This window comes from Flavihumibacter sp. ZG627, from assembly GCF_000814325.1.
Taxonomy (GTDB): Bacteria; Bacteroidota; Bacteroidia; order Chitinophagales; family Chitinophagaceae; genus Flavihumibacter.
In genome coordinates, this window is sequence record NZ_JPHF01000008.1 from 40,250 (window position 1) to 59,705 (window position 19,456).

A 19,456-nucleotide genomic window follows, 5' to 3' on the forward strand; every position below is an offset into this window, starting at 1 on the left:
TTAACCAAGCACAGGATCATCAATAATTTCACTTTGGAAATAAAGCCAGTTGACCGGGCTTACATTTATTTCTCGTGCTAAGCTTGATTATTATAGTGGAACTGACTTTCAGGCGTTAGATCCAGGGCATGGTGATGGTTGTATTGACCTGAACACAGTTCCTAAACCACGCATTCTTTCATTTGGTCTTAGTTTTGGACTTTGATCACGAAATTTTTGAACATAATTAAGTATGTGCTATTCCCTAATACGATCATTCATTAAGAAAAAAGGAATGCCTATGACTTTTTTCATGCAATATTCATAGTATTACATACTATTTTTTCTCTTTCCTGAACCTTATCCCATAATGTTTGTCATTAAATAGTTATTTTTTTTGCAAATCAAAACTGGACGCAGCATTTAAACCGCTGGCCTGTCAATATAGGTAAGGTTTTTTATTTTACACACAAACACTAAATGCAAATGAGAAAATTGCTATGTCTGCTATTATGCATGGTTGCCCTGTCAGGGGAGCTATTGGCACAGACTAAAACCCTTACAGGAAGGGTCACAGATGACAAAGGGAGTCCAGTTCCCAATGCTTCCGTAGTAGTTAAAGGAACAAGTATCGGAACCACTAGCGGTGAAGACGGAAGATTTTCTTTTGTTGTTCCTTCAAATGCCCGGGACATTGTTATTTCAGCTGTCGGTTTTGGTGACATTGAACAAAGAATTGGCACCAGTACTGAATTTACCATCAGCCTCAGTACAAGGGACAAAAACCTGGCTGAGGTTGTTGTAGTTGGTTATGGTACCCAGAAAAAAAGGGAACTGACTACCGCAGTTTCACAGGTTAAAGGTTCTGATCTTCAAAACATTCCTATTCAGGGCCCAGACCAGGCACTCAGGGGTAGAGCCGCCGGAGTAAACGTTACACAGAGTTCCGGTACGCCAGGTGGTTCAATCAATATCAATATCAGGGGTACAGGCTCCATCAACGCCAGTTCACAACCATTGTATGTGATTGATGGGATTCCCATCAACATCGGCAACTACTCACAGATAGGAGTAGGTGGACAAACACTCAACGCTTTGGCAGACATCAACCCAAGCGAAATTGAATCCTTCGAGGTTTTAAAAGACGCCGCAGCAACGGCTATATATGGTTCACGAGCTGCTAATGGCGTTGTCCTTATCACAACTAAAAGAGGTGCTAACAGGAAAACAAGGGTTAACATTAATTCCTATTATGGAATATCCGAAGTGTATAAGCAACTTCCTGTTTTAACTGGTCCCCAGTTTGTTCAGCTTAACCAGGAAATGATCAGAAATCGTTTTGGTGCCACTGTTACCCCTGGTCAATTGGGATTGGCGGGTCTCGATGGTGATCCATCATCCTATCCCACTACTAACTGGCAGGATGAGATCTTCAGAGGTGGTGCTATCCAATCTTATGACCTGAACCTTCAGGGAGGAAATGAGAATACTAAATTTTTTATCTCAGGGGCTTATTTTAGCCAGGAAGGCATTGTAATTGGATCAGGATTTAAACGGTATAACCTCCGCATGAATATTGACAATAATCTTTCCAAAAAGATTAAAGTTGGTACCAGCATCGGATTGAGCAGATCAAAGAATACCCGTATCCAGAATGATAATAACATTTATGGTGTTGTTAGTACCGCTCTGTTATATGGATCCCATTTCCCTGCTTATAAGGCGGATGGAACTTATGGAAGAGATCCTAATGCCTCTATCGAAAATGCGATAGCCAATGCCGTTGAACCAACTTACGATGTAAACAATAATCGTATCCTGGCAAATGCATATGGTGAATGGCAGATCACTAACTCACTCTCCTTTCGTTCTGTTGTGGGTGCCGATTATCTTAACTTCCGTGAACAACAATACATCCCATCAACACATATCCAGGGTGCAGGTGTAAGAGGTGATGGAAGGGAAGGGTATTCTGAAGATCTTAATCTCACCAATGAAAATATCCTCACCTTCAAAAAGCAATTTGGTGATGATCATGACCTGACCTTAACAGGGGTGGCCTCCTTCCAGGAATCAAGATTTGAAAGCATCTTCGCACAGGCTACCAATTTTCCGGGAGATGCGATCCGCAGACTAACAGCGGGCTCTCAGCGTGTGGCTGCAACATCAAATGGTTCCTCCTATGGGATTGTTGGATACCTCGCTCGCGCTATCTATGGCTTCCAGGGTAAATACCTCGTTACTGCGAGCATCCGTCGTGATGGTGTTTCAAGATTTGGTGCTGATAAAAGATGGGGTACATTCCCGGCAGCATCTGTTGCATGGAGAATTAGTGAAGAAGGTTTCCTGAAGAACAGCAACGTTATCAGCGATCTTAAACTCCGCGCAAGCTGGGGTGAAGCTGGTAACTCAAGTATCGGCGATTTCGCATCCCTTCCACTTGTTGGAGCAGGTAATAACTATGCCCAGGCGGCTGGTCTCGCACCTTCACAATTGGGTAACCCGAACCTCGGTTGGGAAAGTTCTGAGCAAACTAACGTTGGTATAGATGTGGGTTTCTTAAATAACAGGATCAACCTCACAGCTGATTACTATATCAGGAACACCCGCGAACTCCTGCTGGCCCGTCCGTTAGTTGGATCATCGGGCTTCACCACTATCAATGAAAACATTGGTTCATTGCAAAACAAAGGATTTGAGTTTGCTTTGAACTCAACAAACATTGATAGTCGCGATTTCAGGTGGACAACCAATTTCAATATCACCTTCCCGGATAATAAAGTAGTAAAACTTGCTGGAACACCATTTGCATCAGGTTTTGCCAGCTGGGTTGAAGAAGGCCAGGACCTTGGTTCATTCCGTGGATTTGTTGTAAAAGGTATTTTCCAATCACAGGAAGAAATTGCAGCAGCACCAGTGCATTCAGCGGCTACTCGTCCCGGTGATATCGAATTTGCTGACCTTGACGGCGACAACAGAATTACTACTGCTGATCAGAAGATTATTGGCAGTGCAGTACCTGATTTCTTTGGTGGTATGATCAACGAATTAAGCTACAAAGGGATCGGTCTTAATTTCTTCCTTCAATTCGTATCAGGTAACGAGATCTATAATAACACCCGCGCATTTGGAGAAGGCATGAATAGTATCTTCGGTCAGCTTGCAACTGTAGAAAACAGGTGGACCGCTGATAAAGGAGAATCTGCTACTTTACCTCGCGCAGTTTTTGGCGACCCAAGCAATAACAGGCGTACCTCAACAAGATGGTTAGAAGACGGATCATTCATGCGACTTAAAAACGTTCAGTTGTTTTACAATCTTCCACAGGAAATTTCCAAAAGGATAAAAATGAACAACATAAGAATCTTTATTCAGGGTGAAAACCTGAAAACATGGACTGACTACCAGGGTTTCGATCCTGAAGTAAGCACTTTCAGTATCACGAACACAGCTCCTGGTACAGATTTCCTCACCTATCCTCAGGCCAAAACCATCACTTTTGGAGTAAACCTTAGCTTTTAATTTAAATGCTGACAAAAATGAAAACATTACAAATAGCAGTTATATCTGCAATGCTCATGGGCTCCGCCTCCTGTGATAAAATCCTTGACCAGGAACCACAAGGCTCCCTCGATGCAACAACGGCCTTCTCTACCCGCCAGGGTGTAGAAGCTGGACTCAGGGGTATTTATGATGCCCTTCAAAGTGGTAGTTATTACGGGCTTCGCTACCAGGCTTTTGCTGATATGGGTGCAGATAATATTAACCACACTGGTACTTTCCCAAGTTTCGCACAGATATTTAATAAGCAGATTCTGGCCGATAATGTGGAGTTATCCAATATGTGGAACGCCATTTACAATGCCATCAACAGAGCAAATAATATTATTGCTTCTGCTGAACTGATAACCGATCCTGCATTCAATAAATCGTCAGCAATTGGAGAGGCACGCTTTCTTAGAGCCCTGCTCTACCATGACCTCCTCCGTTATTTTGGGGGATCACCTAATGGATATAATAAATCAGGTGGGGTTGGTGTTCCATTATTCACCGTTCCAACGCTTGCTCCATCAGACGCAGCTCCAAAAGCCCGCGCAACTGAAGCAGAAGTAAACCAACTTATTATGGATGACCTCAATTTTGCTATTGAGAATTTAAGTGGTGTATCTATTGCAAGGGCTAACGTAAATGCAGCCAATGCTTTGAAAGCAAGAGTTGAACTCTACAACGAAAATTTCGCAGCTGCAGAAGAAGCCGCAACAGCAGTAATTGAAAAATATGAAGCAGCACCACTTGGTGGACTGGCAGATGATTACAGGAGTCTCTGGTCTAAGAAAAATGTTACACCAGAAAGCATCCTCGAATTGCCTTTCTATGTTGATGATGCCAACTCAATTGCCTTCTTTTATTTCCCGGGTGCAAATGGTGGCAGAAATGAAATTACTTCTTCACCGGGATTAGCTGCTGCACATGAAGCAAATGATAAGAGAAAGATGGTAAACGTGAGTGTTCTTGATAACACCTCCGACCCGCGAATACCTGCAAATAAAACACTGAAGGCATTTCGTGTTGCAGGTGATGACAACGTTATACTTATTCGTTTGGCAGAAGTATACCTGATTCGCGCTGAGGCAAGAGCAAGGAAGGCGAGTCCGGATATTGCAGGTGCACAAAGCGATCTCAATGTTGTAAGAACACGCGCCGGATTGCCTGCAACAACCGCAGCAACTACAGCCGCCCTTGTTACAGCAATTGAAAATGAGCGTCGTGTTGAATTGGCTCATGAAGGTCATCGCTGGTTTGATCTGCGTCGTTATAATAAGATCGCTTCGCTTGGTATTACTGAACCATTCCGCGCCCTCTGGCCAATTCCTTTAAGGGAAGTTCAAACAAGTGCTGGTGTGGTTGAGCAGAATGATGGATACTAATGGATTTGACCATTAAAAACAAAGCGGCGGCCTCCCTGGAGACCGCCGCTTTGTTTTCAGGTGTCTGACACATGTTCGCAACTTGTTCGAACATCCTCCGAACATGTGTCAGACACTTATCACACGGACACTTATCACATGCTTATTTAAGAACCTCAGAAAGTTTTTGCTCAAGATCAAATCCACGTAAGTTCTCAGCAATAATTATCCCCTGCGGATCGATCAGTACATTATAGGGGATGCCCTCAAATCCATAAACTTTAACTGATTCACTGTCCCAGAATTTCAGGTCGCTCATATGTGACCAGGCCAGCTTATCATCAGCAATTGCCTTTACCCATGGCTCCTTTGCTTTATCAAGTGATACACCAAGGATCGTGAAATTCTTGCTGCGGAATTTATCGTAGGCACGCACAACATTTGGATTTTCATTACGGCATGGGCCACACCAGCTCGCCCAGAAATCTACCAGAACATACTTTCCCTTGAAATCTGAGATTGAAATATTCTTTCCATTAACATCGGCCATGGTAAGGTCAGGTGCTGCTTTTCCTATCAGGGTTGTAGCCGCTTTCTGCTTTTCCATCTCTGCAGTTTGCGCCTGTTGCATGTCATAGGTTTGTTTCAGGGTCTTCACCATATTGTGCTCCGGAAATTTCTTTACGGCATCATTCAATAACAAATCAAAATCCTTAGCCGGCATAATGCGTGAAGAAAGTCCCAACGCAAATAAACTTACCGCAGGGCTTTTTGTGCTGCTTACCATATTCTTCATATAGCTGGTAAGAGCACTGATCATTTCATTCTTCCTGTTGGTGCTTGCCAAAACAAGACTATCTGATCCACCAAATTGTTTCAAACTATCAAGCTGCATGAATACAGTATTGATCTCCTGACTCTCAACACTGTATTTCTGTATAAAATCCTGTAGTTCCTTACTTGCTGGCGAACCTTCAATAGTGTAGTACTGCTCCTTCTTTGACATGTCAAGGTTAACTGTCATGTCCTCAGAATCATTTACAATAAGCAGTACCGGCCCTTCCTCTACTGCCACCTGGTAAATACCCTCCTCTTTTGCTTTGCCATCAAGACTTACAGTTCCTTTGATGTCTTTCACAGTAGCTGAATCCAGAATCAACGGAACTCCATCTCCACCAAAAGGGATTTCTTCCAACACCATTCTTCGTTTGTCGATCGGGGTTAGCTTATCAGCATTGCTGTAATTTACTTTTACCGTAAATGACCCACCCGCACCTTTATCTTTACACTGCACAGCAAACAGTGCAATCAAGCCAACTAAAAACAGCTTTTTTGTTTTCATCATTTCTTATTGTTCTTATAAATTATTTAAACCCTTCTCATGTCAGTCATCAGGAATTCACTGCAGCTTCATTGAGTTTTTTCTCCAGCAAGGAAGTGGTGATTTTCGGATCTGCTTTTCCCCGCGATATCTTTTTCACCTCTCCCATAAAAAGCCCGATCAGACCTTTTTTACCTTTTCTGTACTCAGCAACTTTATCCGGCATTTTATTCAGCACCTCGGTAACCCATTCCTCAATCTCATTGCTGCCAGCATTCTGTAACAAATTAAGTTCTGCAGCAATAGCGTACGGAGCTTTATCCGGGTTCTCCATCATTTTTGGTAACAGCTTTGATGAAGCCGTTGAAAAACTAATCTGCCCCGATGACACCAGTTCCACTAATGCTGCAAGCCTACCAGGTGTAACTGGCATTTGATCTATCGAAAAATTATTTTCATTCAACCACCCTCTGATAGGCCCCAGCAGCCAGTTTGCGACAGATTTATATTGATTTGTATGCCTGGCCACTGTCTCGAAATAATCCACCATTTCCTTTTCATCACTCAGCTGCTCAGCGTCATAGTGAGTAAGTTTGTAGCTACTAATATATCGCTGTCGAATAGCTTCAGGCAACTCCGGCATTGATGCTTTTATTGCGGCCAGTTTCTCTTCCGTTATGATGAATGGAGGAAGATCGGGATCAGGAAAATATCGGTAATCATTGGCTTCTTCTTTGGAACGCAACGCGAAAGTAGTTCCATTATCCGCATCGAAACTTCTTGTCTGTTGCAGGATGGTTTCACCTCCCTCGGCCATCTCCATCATTCGGGCAGCTTCAAATTCAATGGCACGTTTCACATTGCGGATTGAATTAAGATTTTTTACTTCTACCTTGGTACCAAGTTTCTCTTCACCACGCAAACGGATGGATACATTGGCATCACAACGCATGCTTCCCTCTTCCATATTGCCATCACATATTCCAAGGAAACGAACCAACTTGCGTATCTCCGTTACATAGGCATAGGCTTCTTCGGCACTATACATATCGGGATCTGAAACGATCTCAATCAACGGTACTCCTGCCCGGTTATGATCGATAGCGGTTTTGTGGGGATGAGCATCATGAATACTTTTACCCGCGTCTTCTTCAAGGTGTATATGGTGAAGACGAACAACCCGCTCCTTTCCATCAACGCTGATCTTTATTCCACCACCCTGGCAGATATTATTGATATGCTGTGAAGTCTGGTAACCTTTTGGAAGATCTGGGTAGAAATAATGCTTTCTGGCAAACCAGTTGGTTCGGCTTATCTCAGAGTCACATGCTATACCCATCTTTATCGCAAAATCCACAGCTTCCCGATTTAGTTTTGGAAGAGTGCCTGGGTAGCCCAGCGTAATCGCACTTATATGTGTATTGGGATCGCCACCGAAACTGGCAAGGTCGCCACAGAATAGCTTTGTTTTTGTCTGAAGTTGGGCATGCACTTCCAACCCTATCACCAGTTCATATTTTTCTTCCAGGGATTTCATTCTATTGCTGCTTGTTTCCATAAAGAGCAAATGTACCCAATCAGGGGCAAAGCTCCACCCGTGGCTGCCCTAAAAGCAAAAAGGTGAAAATGGGGGATGAACCTCCTTTTTTTCACCTTTTTGAATAGATTCTGAAAAATCAAAGTTCTGCAGTCCTTAGTTTACGAGGTATCTTCAATTCCGCCTGTTGCTCCTTCCCTTCACGAAGATATTTCAGCGGCATCAACATTTTCTTAGCCTCCCTGGCTGCTCTTGATAGATCTACCAGTTCATTCACGCTGTTTATTTCCTTCCCATCAAAAGAAGTAATTACATCTCCTTCCTTTATACCAGCCTTTTCAGCAGCGGAACCCTCATCTACACCAAGCACCTTCACTCCTTTTCCATCCTCTGTATCCTGCGCCCGAATGCCCAGCTTAGGCTGGCCACCACGGAAGAATTCAAACTGATTTGACATACCCTCTCTATCAAATCCCCTGTATTGTTCCAACTCTTCGAGGCGCTCCAGTTTATCAAGGCCACGTAGCCCCTCCAGCCCCTGCATTCTTTCCATATTAAAGGCCATGGCTCCTTCGCGTTTTCCGAGCGTAGCAGAGGCTTTTTTCTCCTTGCCATCACGGAGATACGTTATAGTTACTTTATCTTCAGGCTTATATTTCCCGATCGCTTTGGTAAGGTCTTCCGGACCTTCAATCTTACTGTCATTCACCTTAATAATAATATCCCCTGCTTTTAATCCGGCCTTATCTGCGGCGGTTTCCTTATTGACCTCAATGATCTTTGCCCCATTATCCGACTTATCGGTAGCTACCCCAAGAAGCGCCTCATTCATATTAAATTCAAAAACACGTGTTTCTCCATCATCATTCCAATTCCAGTTTTGCCTTGGCTGACCCTGGAATGGTGATCGTGGCGGCTTTGGTATTGTTATCCTCATGGTATTACCATCGCGAACAATAATGTTCTTTTTCATGATCGCGATCCGGTTGTCATCAAATTCAGCTAGCGGCTTTCCATTGACGGTGAGATTATCATCATTGATCTCGATCACCAACCTGATGTCCTCGCCTTTTTTCCCCTTGGCCCCTTTCGCACCTTTTTCACCCTTTTCACCTTTCGAACCCTTGGTAGAAAATTCCATCACATCGCCCCCCTTGCGCTTGATAATGATCTGATCATACTCACCAAGTTTCTCCGTGCGCTTCTCTGTACGTTTCTCTTTCTGCTGCCCAAAGGCCACTGTATCACTTACTGTCAGTATCCCCAGGCAAACTGCCGGAAGTACTAGTTTTTTAAAGATATTTTTCATTTACGGCGTTTTTCGTAGTTCAAATATAATGTGATTTTCTGAACTACGAAATATTTCGGAAACGTTAAAATATGGATCAGTTATTCAACAGGCCCTTTATACGCGTTATCACTTTCGTCAGTCCGCCTACCTCCTGTCCCCCGGCAGTAGCGAGGTTTTTTTGTCCACCACCGCCCCCCTTTATCAGCGGAGCCACATGCTCCTTGATAAGTTTACCGGCATCAAGTGATCTTGCAACCACTACCGCATCGGAAATTCCGATTGCCACAAATGGCTTACCACCAATATTGGCACCCAGCACAGCTACATAATCATTCAAATTATTCCTGAGATCAAAGCAGAGCTTTTTTAGCGCATCCGGATTGCTTACTTCAACAATATCACCAATGAAACTCAACCCGTTTATGATCTCATCCTTTTTCAATAATTCATTCCTTATCCCAACCAGGGCCCTGTTTTCAAGGCTCTCCAATTGTTTCTTCAAAGCGGCATTATCGGCAAGGGTATTCTCGATCGATTTCTGTAATTCTTTCGGATTTTTCAATAATTCTTTCACGGCCTGGAGTTGCTCTAATTGCGCGCCCACCCAAGTTTCGGCAGCAATACCCGCAACTGCTTCCAGTCTGCGTACGCCCGCAGCAACAGCAGATTCATGCTTGATCTTTAAAAAACCGATCTCTCCTGTTGCATCCACATGTGTTCCTCCACAGAGCTCAATAGAATAATCTTTGTCCATCATCACTACCCTTACCAGATCACTATACTTCTCCCCAAATAATGCCATCGCGCCCATTGCTATTGCCTCATCTTTAGGCATCTCTTCAATTTTCACGGGAATGTTTTCACGTATCTTCTCATTCACAATCCTTTCAATGCGCCCTAATTCATCATCGCTGACTTTTGCGAAATGGGAGAAATCGAAGCGTAAATGTTCATCATTCACCAGCGATCCTTTTTGTGCCACATGGGGTCCCAAAACTTTTCTCAGAGCTGCATGCAGCAGATGTGTTGCAGAGTGATGTGCTTCAGTTTTATTTCTTTTATCGCGGTCCACTTTTGCGGTTACAATTCCGGAAATATTCACCGGCAACTTTTCTACAAAATGGATGATCAGGTCATTTTCTTTTTTGGTATCGACCACACGAATGGGTTCCCCCTCAAACATCAGCACACCCGTATCTCCCACCTGTCCGCCACTTTCAGCATAAAATGGTGTAACCGATAAAACAAGTTGGAATGCTTCCTTGCCTTTTGCTTTTACCTTGCGATATTTCAGGACTTTTGACTCAATTTCCAAAGTATCATGACCCACAAACTGCATGTGTGCAGTTTCATTCAACACCACCCAGTCCTCGGTATCAATAGCTGTTGCGGCCCTGCTCCTGTCTTTCTGCTTTGTCATTTCTTTTTCAAAGCCCGCCTCATCTACTTCCAGGTTATTTTCGCGCGCAATTAATCTTGTAAGGTCAATGGGGAAACCATAGGTGTCATACAATTCAAATGCAGCAGATCCGCCCACTTTTTCAGATCCAGCGGTTTCGGTTGTTCGAATGATATCATCGATCTTTTTAAGTCCCTTATCAAGTGTGCGAAGGAATGCATCTTCTTCTTCCTTCACCACTTTCGTAACGAAATCTACCTGGCTTTGTAGTTCAGGAAATACAGTAGCAAACTGTTTTGCAAGTACCGGCATCAGTTGATGTAAAAGCGGCTGCTTATAATCAAGATAAGAATAGTAATAACGAACCGCTCTTCTGAGGATTCTTCTTATCACATATCCCGCTCCTGTATTTGAGGGAAGTTGTCCATCAGCAATAGTGAATCCTATTGCCCTGATATGATCCGCAATAACACGAAAGGCAATATCAGGCTTAGAATCAGACTGCCCGTATTTTTTACCTGTTATTTCTTCGGTTGCTGCAATAGTGCCGGTAAATACATCGGTATCATAATTAGATTGCTTGCCCTGTAAAACACGTACCAGTCGCTCAAAACCCATTCCGGTATCTACATGCGTGGACGGTAATGGCTCCAGACTCCCATCCTTCTTACGGTTGTACTGCATGAATACATTATTCCAAATCTCGATCACCTGTGGATGATCCTTATTCACAAGTTCACGGCCTGGTATAGATGCACGTTCTTCATCGCTTCTGCAGTCAACATGGATCTCGCTACATGGGCCACAGGGGCCAGTATCGCCCATTTCCCAGAAATTATCTTTCTTGTTTCCAAATATGATATGGTCGTCTTCCACAAGCTTTTTCCATTCGGCCAGTGCGATAGTAGAAGGCGGAAGATTCTCTTTTGGATCGCCCTCAAAAACGGAGACGTATAACCGATCTTTAGGTAACTTGTAAACTTCTGTCAACAATTCCCAACTCCATGCGATCGCCTCTTTCTTAAAATAATCACCGAAGCTCCAGTTACCCAGCATTTCAAACATGGTATGGTGATAGGTATCAACACCCACTTCTTCCAGGTCATTGTGCTTACCACTTACACGAAGACATTTTTGTGTATCAGCCGCACGCAGGTAGGGCGGTTTCTTATCGCCCAGGAAATAATCCTTGAACTGGTTCATACCCGCATTAGTAAACAAAAGTGTAGGATCGTTCTTTACTACAATTGGTGCAGATGGTACAATTGTATGGCCCTTCGAGGCAAAAAAATCTAAAAACTGTTTTCTTATTTCAACACTTGTCAGCATAAATTCGGAATGATTCTTGAGTGAAATTGTGCCCTGCCCGCTATATTTGTAAATAGCCGGTAAAGTGGTGCAAAGCTAAGGAAATGGGCTTTGCAGGCATATATGAAAAAGATCAAATATTACTACAACCCCAATACCCTCCGGTACGAAAAACTGGAAACCCCGCTCAGGGTCAAACTCCTGCGCGCATTGGGTTTCATCGCCGCCTCTCTCGTAACAGCCCTGATCATTGTTTCCATCGCCTTCCAGTATCTCGATTCTCCTAAAGAAAAGATCCTTCGCCAGCAGTATGAGAAATCGAGAGAGAATTATGATCTTCTTTACCGTGAGGTCAACAAGATGCAACAACAGATGGCCGAACTGGAGAAGCGCGACAACGAGGTTTACCGTTCAATTTTTGAAGCCAGTCCTATACCCGATTCTGCTCGCGTAAAAGAAATGGAAAAGGCAAAGGAGATCCGTATGGTGCAGGCCATGGATGCCGATGCACTCTATACCGGTGTGGTTGATAATATCAATAATCTTATCAAGCGCATCGCCTACCAGAACCGCTCTTATGAAGATATCCAGGGCTTTATCCGCAATAAAGAAGTGCTGCTGGCCGCTACCCCTGCCATCCAACCTGTTAGTAACAAAGATCTCAACCGGATCGCATCAGGATTTGGATACCGTATCGATCCTGTTTACAAAACGGTGAAGATGCATGCGGGACTCGATTTCGCCGCACCTCAGGGCACCCCTATTTATGCGACTGCTAATGGAACCGTTAAACTTGCCGGCAATACAGGCAATGGATATGGTAACCATGTGATCATCAACCATGGTTATGGTTATGAATCCTTATATGGGCATATGTATAAGATCAAAGGGCGCTCAGGTCAGCGTATCAAGCGGGGAGAGATCATAGGCTATGTTGGCAGCACAGGTAAGTCTACAGGTCCCCACCTGCATTATGAAGTGCATAAAAACGGTAAACGTCTCGACCCTGTTTATTTCTTCTATAATGACCTCACCCCCGAACAGTATGACAGGCTGCTGAAAATGGCCGCGGCAAGTAACCAGAGCCTCGACTAATTTTCCCTTCCTGTTTTTTGTTTCCGGCCCTATTATTGATACGAACTCCACGTATCTTTAACCTATACATGAAGCCACAACCACAGATCAGCATGAACTTTGGATTCGATGAGCCGGAGATATCGGAAAAGGTCGAATCAAAAGCGCCGTCGGTGGATCAACCCATAAATGGCCGGCATGTTGAAAAAGTTGTGACAAAGGTTGCAGTTACAGATGAGTCTACTATTCTAACTATCAGAAAAAAGCCCGGCCGAAAGGAAAAAGAAAAGGCCTGGAAATCTGCCACTCCCGGTAAAAGAGGGCGTAAATCACTGAAGGATATCAGCGCAGAAGCCGATCTGATTGAGATCCCAACCGATGAAGAGCTTTTCTCCAAACAATACTATAGCATAGGTGATGTTGCCAATATGTTCCGGATGAATCCTTCTCTTATACGCACCTGGACCAACGAGTTTGATGGAATGCTGCAGCCCAAAAAGAACAAGAAAGGCGACAGGTATTTTCGTCCCGATGATGTTAAGACCCTACATCTCATCTATCACCTGATAAGGGTTAGAAAATTCACATTAGAGGGCGCCCGCGACCACCTGAAGCAACAAAAGAAAAAGACCGAAAAGCAGTTCGCTGTTATTCAATCTCTCCAGCAATTCCGGACTTTTTTGCTTGAATTAAAAGCAAGTCTCTAGAGAGATTACCCATAAAACTTCAAGCTGCTTTATGCTGCATCGCGCAATTGATGTTTGAAGAACTTGCCTCACTTATTGGAAAGATACACTTCCTTATTCTCCCCCGCAAGATCAACCTGCAGCGATTCCATAAGCCTTAATACTTCAAGATTTATAAATTGCCTTAACTGGTTGAATTCCATGATCGGGATAATGGGGGCGTAATATTCAATATGGACGATGAAAGCACTGGAAGTGATATCGCTAAGAAAGCATGTATATGATTCAATGGCGGGATGAGTCAATATATGCTTGATGCCCGCAATGGCATGGTCAAGTTTCAGAGAGCTGGTTTGGAGGCTCAATTCAAGATTCAGGTCAGCCCTTCTTTGGGTGCGAAGACTCAGGTTATCCATTATACTGTCCACCATCTGTTTATTCGGAACAGTTACAAAAGTCTTCTGATCAGTTCTGAGCCTGGTACTTCGCAGTCCGATCTTTTCAACAGTCCCTGTAATGTTCTGAACCTTCACCAGGTCGCCCACATGAAAGGGCTTATCAAAAAATATGATGAAGGAAGCGATAAGATTCTCCAGACTCTCCCTGGCCGCAAGGGCTAGGGCACCTGCTACGATACTAAGTCCCGCCAGGTAAGTGGTGATATCTTTCCCAAAAGAAAATTTGATAACGAGTAGTATGCCGAGAATGATCAATAATGCTTTGAAGAAATCCTTAAAAAAGACCACCATCTGGTTGTCGGCCATATCTTCTGTAAGGTTTGCCCTCTGTTCCATCAGCATCGCTATAAAATCAATGATCCGTCGCATCAGCCAGATGAACGTCACTACAAAAATTCCTTTTGCAACACTATCAACAATCTTACGGAAGCTTACATGATAGATCTCAAATTCTAACTGTGATGGATACCTGAGTTTATCCAGCGCTATCATGGTTATGGTAATCACCAGGAACACCTGCATCGGTTGCAAAAGAAGTTCCACGAAGGCTTTCTGGTCAATTTTCCAGGAATGCTGCTTGATAAGCTTAAACAGCAGTTTCGATAAAACCCTGCTCAGGTAACGTTTTAGCAGTATTACAAACAGTATGGTGCCAAAGCATATTAAATAGGCTCTTACAGTATTATCGAGGATCACATAATCAAGAATTTCATTCATGTCAGCTACTGATTCTGTAAGGAATAAACAAAGAGTACGCCATCTTTCAGGCAATATAAATGATCCATCACCACCTGCATCTTATCAACACCATGTAAAGGTTCAGGAAGCAGCAGTTCTTTAGTCATCAGAGTTCCTGGCGTATATCGCAAAAGCATCGTCCCTTTGCGACCCACCACATCATCACCAATTACCTGGAAGTCGGTCCACCCAAGCAATGCCACCTGGTTACGGACCGTACCAAAATAGTCGAGTATAATCAACCCTTTCTCCGGATCATAAAGATATACAAGCCGGTTTGCATCAGCAATGTATAACGGCGTGGGTGGTGCATCAGATAACACCCTGAAGTCGACTGTTTCCGCTACCAAATTTCCATTATCATCCAGCCTTTTCAATTTTCCATTCAACTCATCATAAACCCAAAGACCATTATCGAAAGACTGGCCAATAACCCTTGCCTGGAATATATCCTGCTTTCTGAGATCAATGGTATTCCTGTTGTTTAAAAATCTGTCAAGTACAACCACTGTTCCAAAATCACGAAAATATAAAAGCACCTTCAGCGGATTCGAAGCATCAATGGCATGTACTTTACCATAACGTCGCACATCATTGTACACTGCAATGGAATCACCATCAGCACTCCTTTTCTTTAACTGCCCTTTTTTATCCAGGAGATAAAAATTTCCAAGATTATCTACCGTAAAATCTGCCAGGTTCTCTCCTATCGTCCGTACCAGCACAAGTCCGTTTTGCTGACTTTTACCTGCAGTATCCTGCTGCGCAAAAAGCGTTGTTGAAATTAAGCCGGCTATAAAGAGGAAAAAACATTTCATGGCTCATAGGTTTTAAGCGTAAGCTCATTGCCATCAAATATTGCATAGGTATTGTAACGTAACCAATCGCCAAGGTTTATATACCTGCTGCCGCCCTCCAGCTTCACATCAAGAGGTAGATGCCTGTGTCCAAAAACAAAATAATCATAGTTTTTTTTCTGAAGTATCTCCTTACAGTAAATGATCAGCCATTCATTGTCTTCGCCAAGGAATTTTTCATCTGTTTGTCCCGTTGCTGCCCTGCTGCGTCTGCTTAAAAAATTTGCCAGTCCGATTCCCATTGTTGGATGTAGGATCCCGAAAAACCACTGGCATACCGGGTTTCTAAAAACCTTTTTGATGAACTTGTACCCACGGTCACCCGGGCCCAGTCCATCGCCATGCCCTACCAGAAACTTTTTTCCATTTATTTCGTAATCTTTCTCCTCAAAATAAACCGGGATCCCCAGTTCTTTTTCAAAGTATCCGTTCATCCACATATCATGGTTTCCTACAAAAAAATGAACAGGAATACCATTATCAGTTAGCCATGCCAGTTTCCCCAGGAGTCTAACGTAACCTTTGGGCACAACTGATTTGTATTCATACCAGAAATCAAATAGATCACCCACTATCAGAATCATAGCCGCGTCATGGGAAATACTGTCGAGGAAACGAACAATTTTTTTTTCCCTTACCAGGCTGCTGGCATGGTCAGGAGCCCCAAGATGGAAATCAGAAAGGAAATATATTTTTTTGCCCTCGGCTAACTGCATGGGTGCAAATATACGTGCGGGAAAGCTGTCTGACACATGTCAGACAGATATCAGAGGCCTCCTTTGGCGCGAAGATATTCAAGTACATCGCCTGAAGTTACCCGCGGACGGCCACTCACGTCTCCAGAATACCAGTAAATCCAGGCTTCAGTAGTACTTCCATTGGGTAATATAACAGTAGTTTTCTCGCGGTGGTACAATTGAGGTTCCCCATCTTCCGGAGCTACACCTTCATAATCATCAAGCTGTGCCATCGCCCATTCAAACTCATCAACTTCGCGGATGCGGTATAACTCTCCCACGATCCGCGCATCAGAATCCGTGGCCACGGCTGCAGGATATTCACCCATATCATAAAGCATTCCCATCACTGTTGCTGGCGAAACCAACTCAAAATAACGCTTGATATATTCATATGCCGGATGCCGGAATCCCTCGCGCAGGGAGCCATACACAAATAACTGGTATAATGGATGGAGGTTCATGTTCTAAAGATAGGCAAAGCTGTGAAGCAGTTCTATAACTTATCGACCAAAAAAAGGTAAACTTCTTTGGGACCGTGAACACCTACAACAAGTGTCTTTTCTATGTCGGCGGTGCGGCTTGGACCAGAAGCAAAAGTTATCAGCGAAGGGATATTGCGACCATACTTTTCCTTTATTCCTTTGAGGCCGTCGCGGATATCATATACAAGCTGATCGGTAGTAGCTATGCAAATATGGATAGGAGCATACACACTGGTTGTTCTGCCGCTTTCCTGTGCTGAACTCATTACTATAGTACCAGTACGCGCCACCAGGTATTCACAACCGGTAATACTTACATCGCACCCTGGTAAATCATCAATAATGGAAAAATTACTATTCTCCGCTGCAAAGAGTTTTTGCAAACCAGTTTCCCGGCAGTAGATCTTTTTGAGATTGGCCTGTTCAAACAGGTACTTTAACTGGAACACAAGTTCGCCCTGGTCAATACAGAACACGAATTTGCCCTGCAACCTGGTAAAGTTTTCGGCAAACAACATCTCGAGTTCTTCCCGCTGCGGCTGGTAAACAGAAGTATTCCCTTCGCTTGAAGGAAAAGGAAGAGGCGTTGATTCACTCAACGCCTTTCTTATCTTCTTTAAAATATTCTCTTTTGAAGCGGATATGTTCATATGCTTCTTATACGATGGAAGGTGTTTCTTCTACATCAAGTGTTTTCTTCTCTTCATAAGGACGCTTACCTATCAGGTGCTCTACGTCACTCTGGAAGAGCACCTCTTTGTCAAGCAATTTCTCAGCAAGGATTTCAACCTGTGCTTTTCTCTCGGTAAGTAATTGTTTGGTGCGCTCATATGCAGCATCAATCAGATTCCTCACCTCTTCATCAATGATCCTGGAAGTTTCTTCTGAGTATGGTTTGGTGAAACTATTCTCCTGCTGCGGATCATAAAAGCTTACATTTCCAACCTTATCATTCATTCCATAAACCGTTACCATAGAATAGGCCATTCTTGTTATCTGCTGAAGATCATTCTGCGCACCGGTTGATATCTTTCCAAAGAATATATCTTCCGCAGCCCTTCCACCAAGTGTCATACAGATCTGGTCGAGCAACTGGTCGGTATTATAGAGATACTGTTCTTTAGGTGTATACTGCGCATAACCAAGGGCGGCAGTACCACGTGGAACGATGGTAACTTTCAATAACGGATATGCATGCTCGAGATACCAGCCACAAATGGCGTGACCTGCTTCATGGTAAGCGATGATTTTTTTCTCATCAGGGGAAATGATCTTATTCTTCTTCTCAAGTCCTCCTATCACACGATCTACCGCATCCTGGAAATCACTCATATCTACAGCTTCCTTTCCTTTCCTTGCTGCAATAAGCGCTGCTTCATTACACACGTTGGCAATATCAGCACCAGCAAATCCAGGCGTTTGCTCTGCCAGCTTATGTATATCTACATGTTCAGAAACCTTTATGGGTTTCAGGTGCACCTTGAAGATGGCTTCACGGCCTTTTACATCTGGTTTATCGATGGAAATCTGGCGATCAAATCGTCCGGGACGAAGCAACGCACTATCCAATACATCAGGCCTGTTGGTTGCAGCCAAAACTATAATACCACTCTCTCCACTGAATCCATCCATCTCAACCAATAACTGGTTCAGTGTGCTTTCACGCTCATCATTGCTCATGATCGCATTCTTTCCCCGCGCACGGCCAATCGCATCGATCTCATCAATGAAAATGATACATGGTGCTTTCTCACGTGCCTGCTTGAAGAGGTCACGAACACGGCTTGCACCAACACCCACAAACATTTCCACGAAATCAGATCCACTAAGGCTGAAGAAAGGAACCTGCGCTTCACCGGCTACCGCTTTGGCTAGCAGGGTCTTACCGGTTCCCGGAGGGCCAATCAGTAAGGCTCCCTTGGGGATCTTACCGCCGAGGTTGGTATATTTTTTTGGATTCTTCAGGAAGTCAACAATCTCCATCACTTCAACTTTCGCTTCATCCAATCCAGCTACATCATTAAATGTAATATTGACCTTGGTTCCCTTATCAAACAATTGTGCTTTTGACTTTCCAATATTGAAGATACCACCCGGACCAGCACCACCTCCGCCACCGCCACCCATCTTTCGCATAAGCAGTACCCAAATGAGTACGATAACGAAAATGGGAAGAATGAATTGGAAGATCGGTGCAAGCCAATCGCCCTCAGTATCATCAATACGCGGAACCTCTTTTACTTCAGGGTTCTTGGTATAGAAGTCGCGCAGATCATCAGTAAATATTTCAGGCTTTGCAATAGTGAACTCAAACTGTGGACCCTTGTCGGTTGCAGCATTGTAATTCTTGGGAAGCCTGGAAGTATAATAATCTTTCTTTAGACTGTCTTTCTTAATAAAAACGCGAACAAGGTTTTTATTGCTGATCAACACGATCTTCTCCACATCGCCTTTTGAGAGCATCTCCATCTTGAAGATGTCGAAATTGATTCTTTTGGCTTCTGGTGTAAAAGTGCTGAAAAGGTTAAATCCAAGTAATATCACCGCCAGTGCACCCCATATCCAATAAATATTGAATTTGGGGCCTTTTCGCGGGTCATTGCTTCCATCCGGTCTCGGTCGCATCCTGTTAAATCCCCCCCTTTCATTTGGTTTCAAATCTTCCTGTGACATATATTA

14 protein-coding genes are annotated in these 19,456 nt (G+C 43.7%); 4 read left to right on the plus strand and 10 right to left on the minus strand.

Annotated features, from left to right (window positions below; genetic code table 11):
* Positions 1 to 465: 465 nt before the first annotated feature.
* Positions 466 to 3,501: a TonB-dependent receptor gene (locus tag HY58_RS14595; protein ID WP_039133533.1), complete on the plus strand. Its 3,036-nt coding sequence runs from the start codon at positions 466 to 468 to the stop codon at positions 3,499 to 3,501.
* Positions 3,502 to 3,518: 17 nt separating this feature from the next.
* Positions 3,519 to 4,907: a RagB/SusD family nutrient uptake outer membrane protein gene (locus HY58_RS14600; protein WP_172644665.1), complete on the plus strand. Its 1,389-nt coding sequence runs from the start codon at positions 3,519 to 3,521 to the stop codon at positions 4,905 to 4,907.
* A gap of 142 nt (positions 4,908 to 5,049) precedes the next feature.
* Here the strand turns inward: HY58_RS14600 and HY58_RS19015 are convergent, their stop codons facing one another.
* The 4 genes from HY58_RS19015 to alaS all read right to left on the minus strand — a co-directional run bounded on the left by HY58_RS19015 (position 5,050) and on the right by alaS (position 11,763).
* Positions 5,050 to 6,228 (minus strand): TlpA disulfide reductase family protein, encoded by a 1,179-nt coding sequence (locus tag HY58_RS19015; RefSeq protein WP_052324166.1) that lies wholly within the window; start codon positions 6,226 to 6,228, stop codon positions 5,050 to 5,052.
* A gap of 49 nt (positions 6,229 to 6,277) precedes the next feature.
* Entirely contained in the window at positions 6,278 to 7,744 is a 1,467-nt protein-coding gene (gene gatB, locus HY58_RS14610; protein ID WP_039133733.1) for an Asp-tRNA(Asn)/Glu-tRNA(Gln) amidotransferase subunit GatB, read from the minus strand.
* Positions 7,745 to 7,883: 139 nt separating this feature from the next.
* On the minus strand, positions 7,884 to 9,053 hold the full coding sequence (locus HY58_RS19985; RefSeq protein ID WP_039133537.1) for a PDZ domain-containing protein: 1,170 nt from the start codon (positions 9,051 to 9,053) through the stop codon (positions 7,884 to 7,886).
* A gap of 76 nt (positions 9,054 to 9,129) precedes the next feature.
* Positions 9,130 to 11,763 carry an alanine--tRNA ligase gene (gene alaS / locus HY58_RS14620; RefSeq protein WP_082022184.1) on the minus strand — a complete coding sequence of 878 codons (2,634 nt, stop codon included), beginning with the start codon at positions 11,761 to 11,763 and terminating at the stop codon, positions 9,130 to 9,132.
* A 102-nt stretch (positions 11,764 to 11,865) separates the two neighbouring features.
* Between alaS and HY58_RS14625 the strand changes: the two genes are divergently transcribed.
* Together HY58_RS14625 and HY58_RS19345 are read left to right on the plus strand one after the other, a co-directional pair.
* Positions 11,866 to 12,837, plus strand: coding sequence for a M23 family metallopeptidase (locus tag HY58_RS14625; RefSeq protein WP_039133539.1), 972 nt, complete (start codon positions 11,866 to 11,868; stop codon positions 12,835 to 12,837).
* 68 nt (positions 12,838 to 12,905) lie between these two features.
* Positions 12,906 to 13,523 carry a MerR family transcriptional regulator gene (locus tag HY58_RS19345; RefSeq protein ID WP_253271582.1) on the plus strand — a complete coding sequence of 206 codons (618 nt, stop codon included), beginning with the start codon at positions 12,906 to 12,908 and terminating at the stop codon, positions 13,521 to 13,523.
* 68 nt (positions 13,524 to 13,591) lie between these two features.
* On the opposite strand, the gene HY58_RS14635 is transcribed toward HY58_RS19345, so the two are convergent.
* From HY58_RS14635 to ftsH, 6 genes are read right to left on the minus strand one after another with little or no spacing between them, the layout of a single operon-like run.
* Complete coding sequence (locus HY58_RS14635) at positions 13,592 to 14,677, minus strand: mechanosensitive ion channel family protein (protein ID WP_052324167.1); 1,086 nt, start codon at positions 14,675 to 14,677, stop codon at positions 13,592 to 13,594.
* 5 nt (positions 14,678 to 14,682) lie between these two features.
* On the minus strand, positions 14,683 to 15,516 hold the full coding sequence (locus tag HY58_RS14640; protein ID WP_039133542.1) for a hypothetical protein: 834 nt from the start codon (positions 15,514 to 15,516) through the stop codon (positions 14,683 to 14,685).
* Positions 15,513 to 16,271: a UDP-2,3-diacylglucosamine diphosphatase gene (locus tag HY58_RS14645; RefSeq protein WP_039133545.1), complete on the minus strand. Its 759-nt coding sequence runs from the start codon at positions 16,269 to 16,271 to the stop codon at positions 15,513 to 15,515. The genes HY58_RS14640 and HY58_RS14645 overlap by 4 nt, the downstream gene beginning before the upstream one ends.
* A gap of 50 nt (positions 16,272 to 16,321) precedes the next feature.
* On the minus strand, positions 16,322 to 16,756 hold the full coding sequence (locus tag HY58_RS14650; RefSeq protein ID WP_039133548.1) for a gamma-glutamylcyclotransferase: 435 nt from the start codon (positions 16,754 to 16,756) through the stop codon (positions 16,322 to 16,324).
* 32 nt (positions 16,757 to 16,788) lie between these two features.
* Complete coding sequence (locus HY58_RS14655) at positions 16,789 to 17,427, minus strand: LUD domain-containing protein (RefSeq protein ID WP_039133550.1); 639 nt, start codon at positions 17,425 to 17,427, stop codon at positions 16,789 to 16,791.
* A 7-nt stretch (positions 17,428 to 17,434) separates the two neighbouring features.
* Positions 17,435 to 19,450, minus strand: coding sequence for an ATP-dependent zinc metalloprotease FtsH (gene ftsH, locus HY58_RS14660; protein ID WP_052324168.1), 2,016 nt, complete (start codon positions 19,448 to 19,450; stop codon positions 17,435 to 17,437).
* Between the last annotated feature and the right edge of the window lie 6 nt (positions 19,451 to 19,456).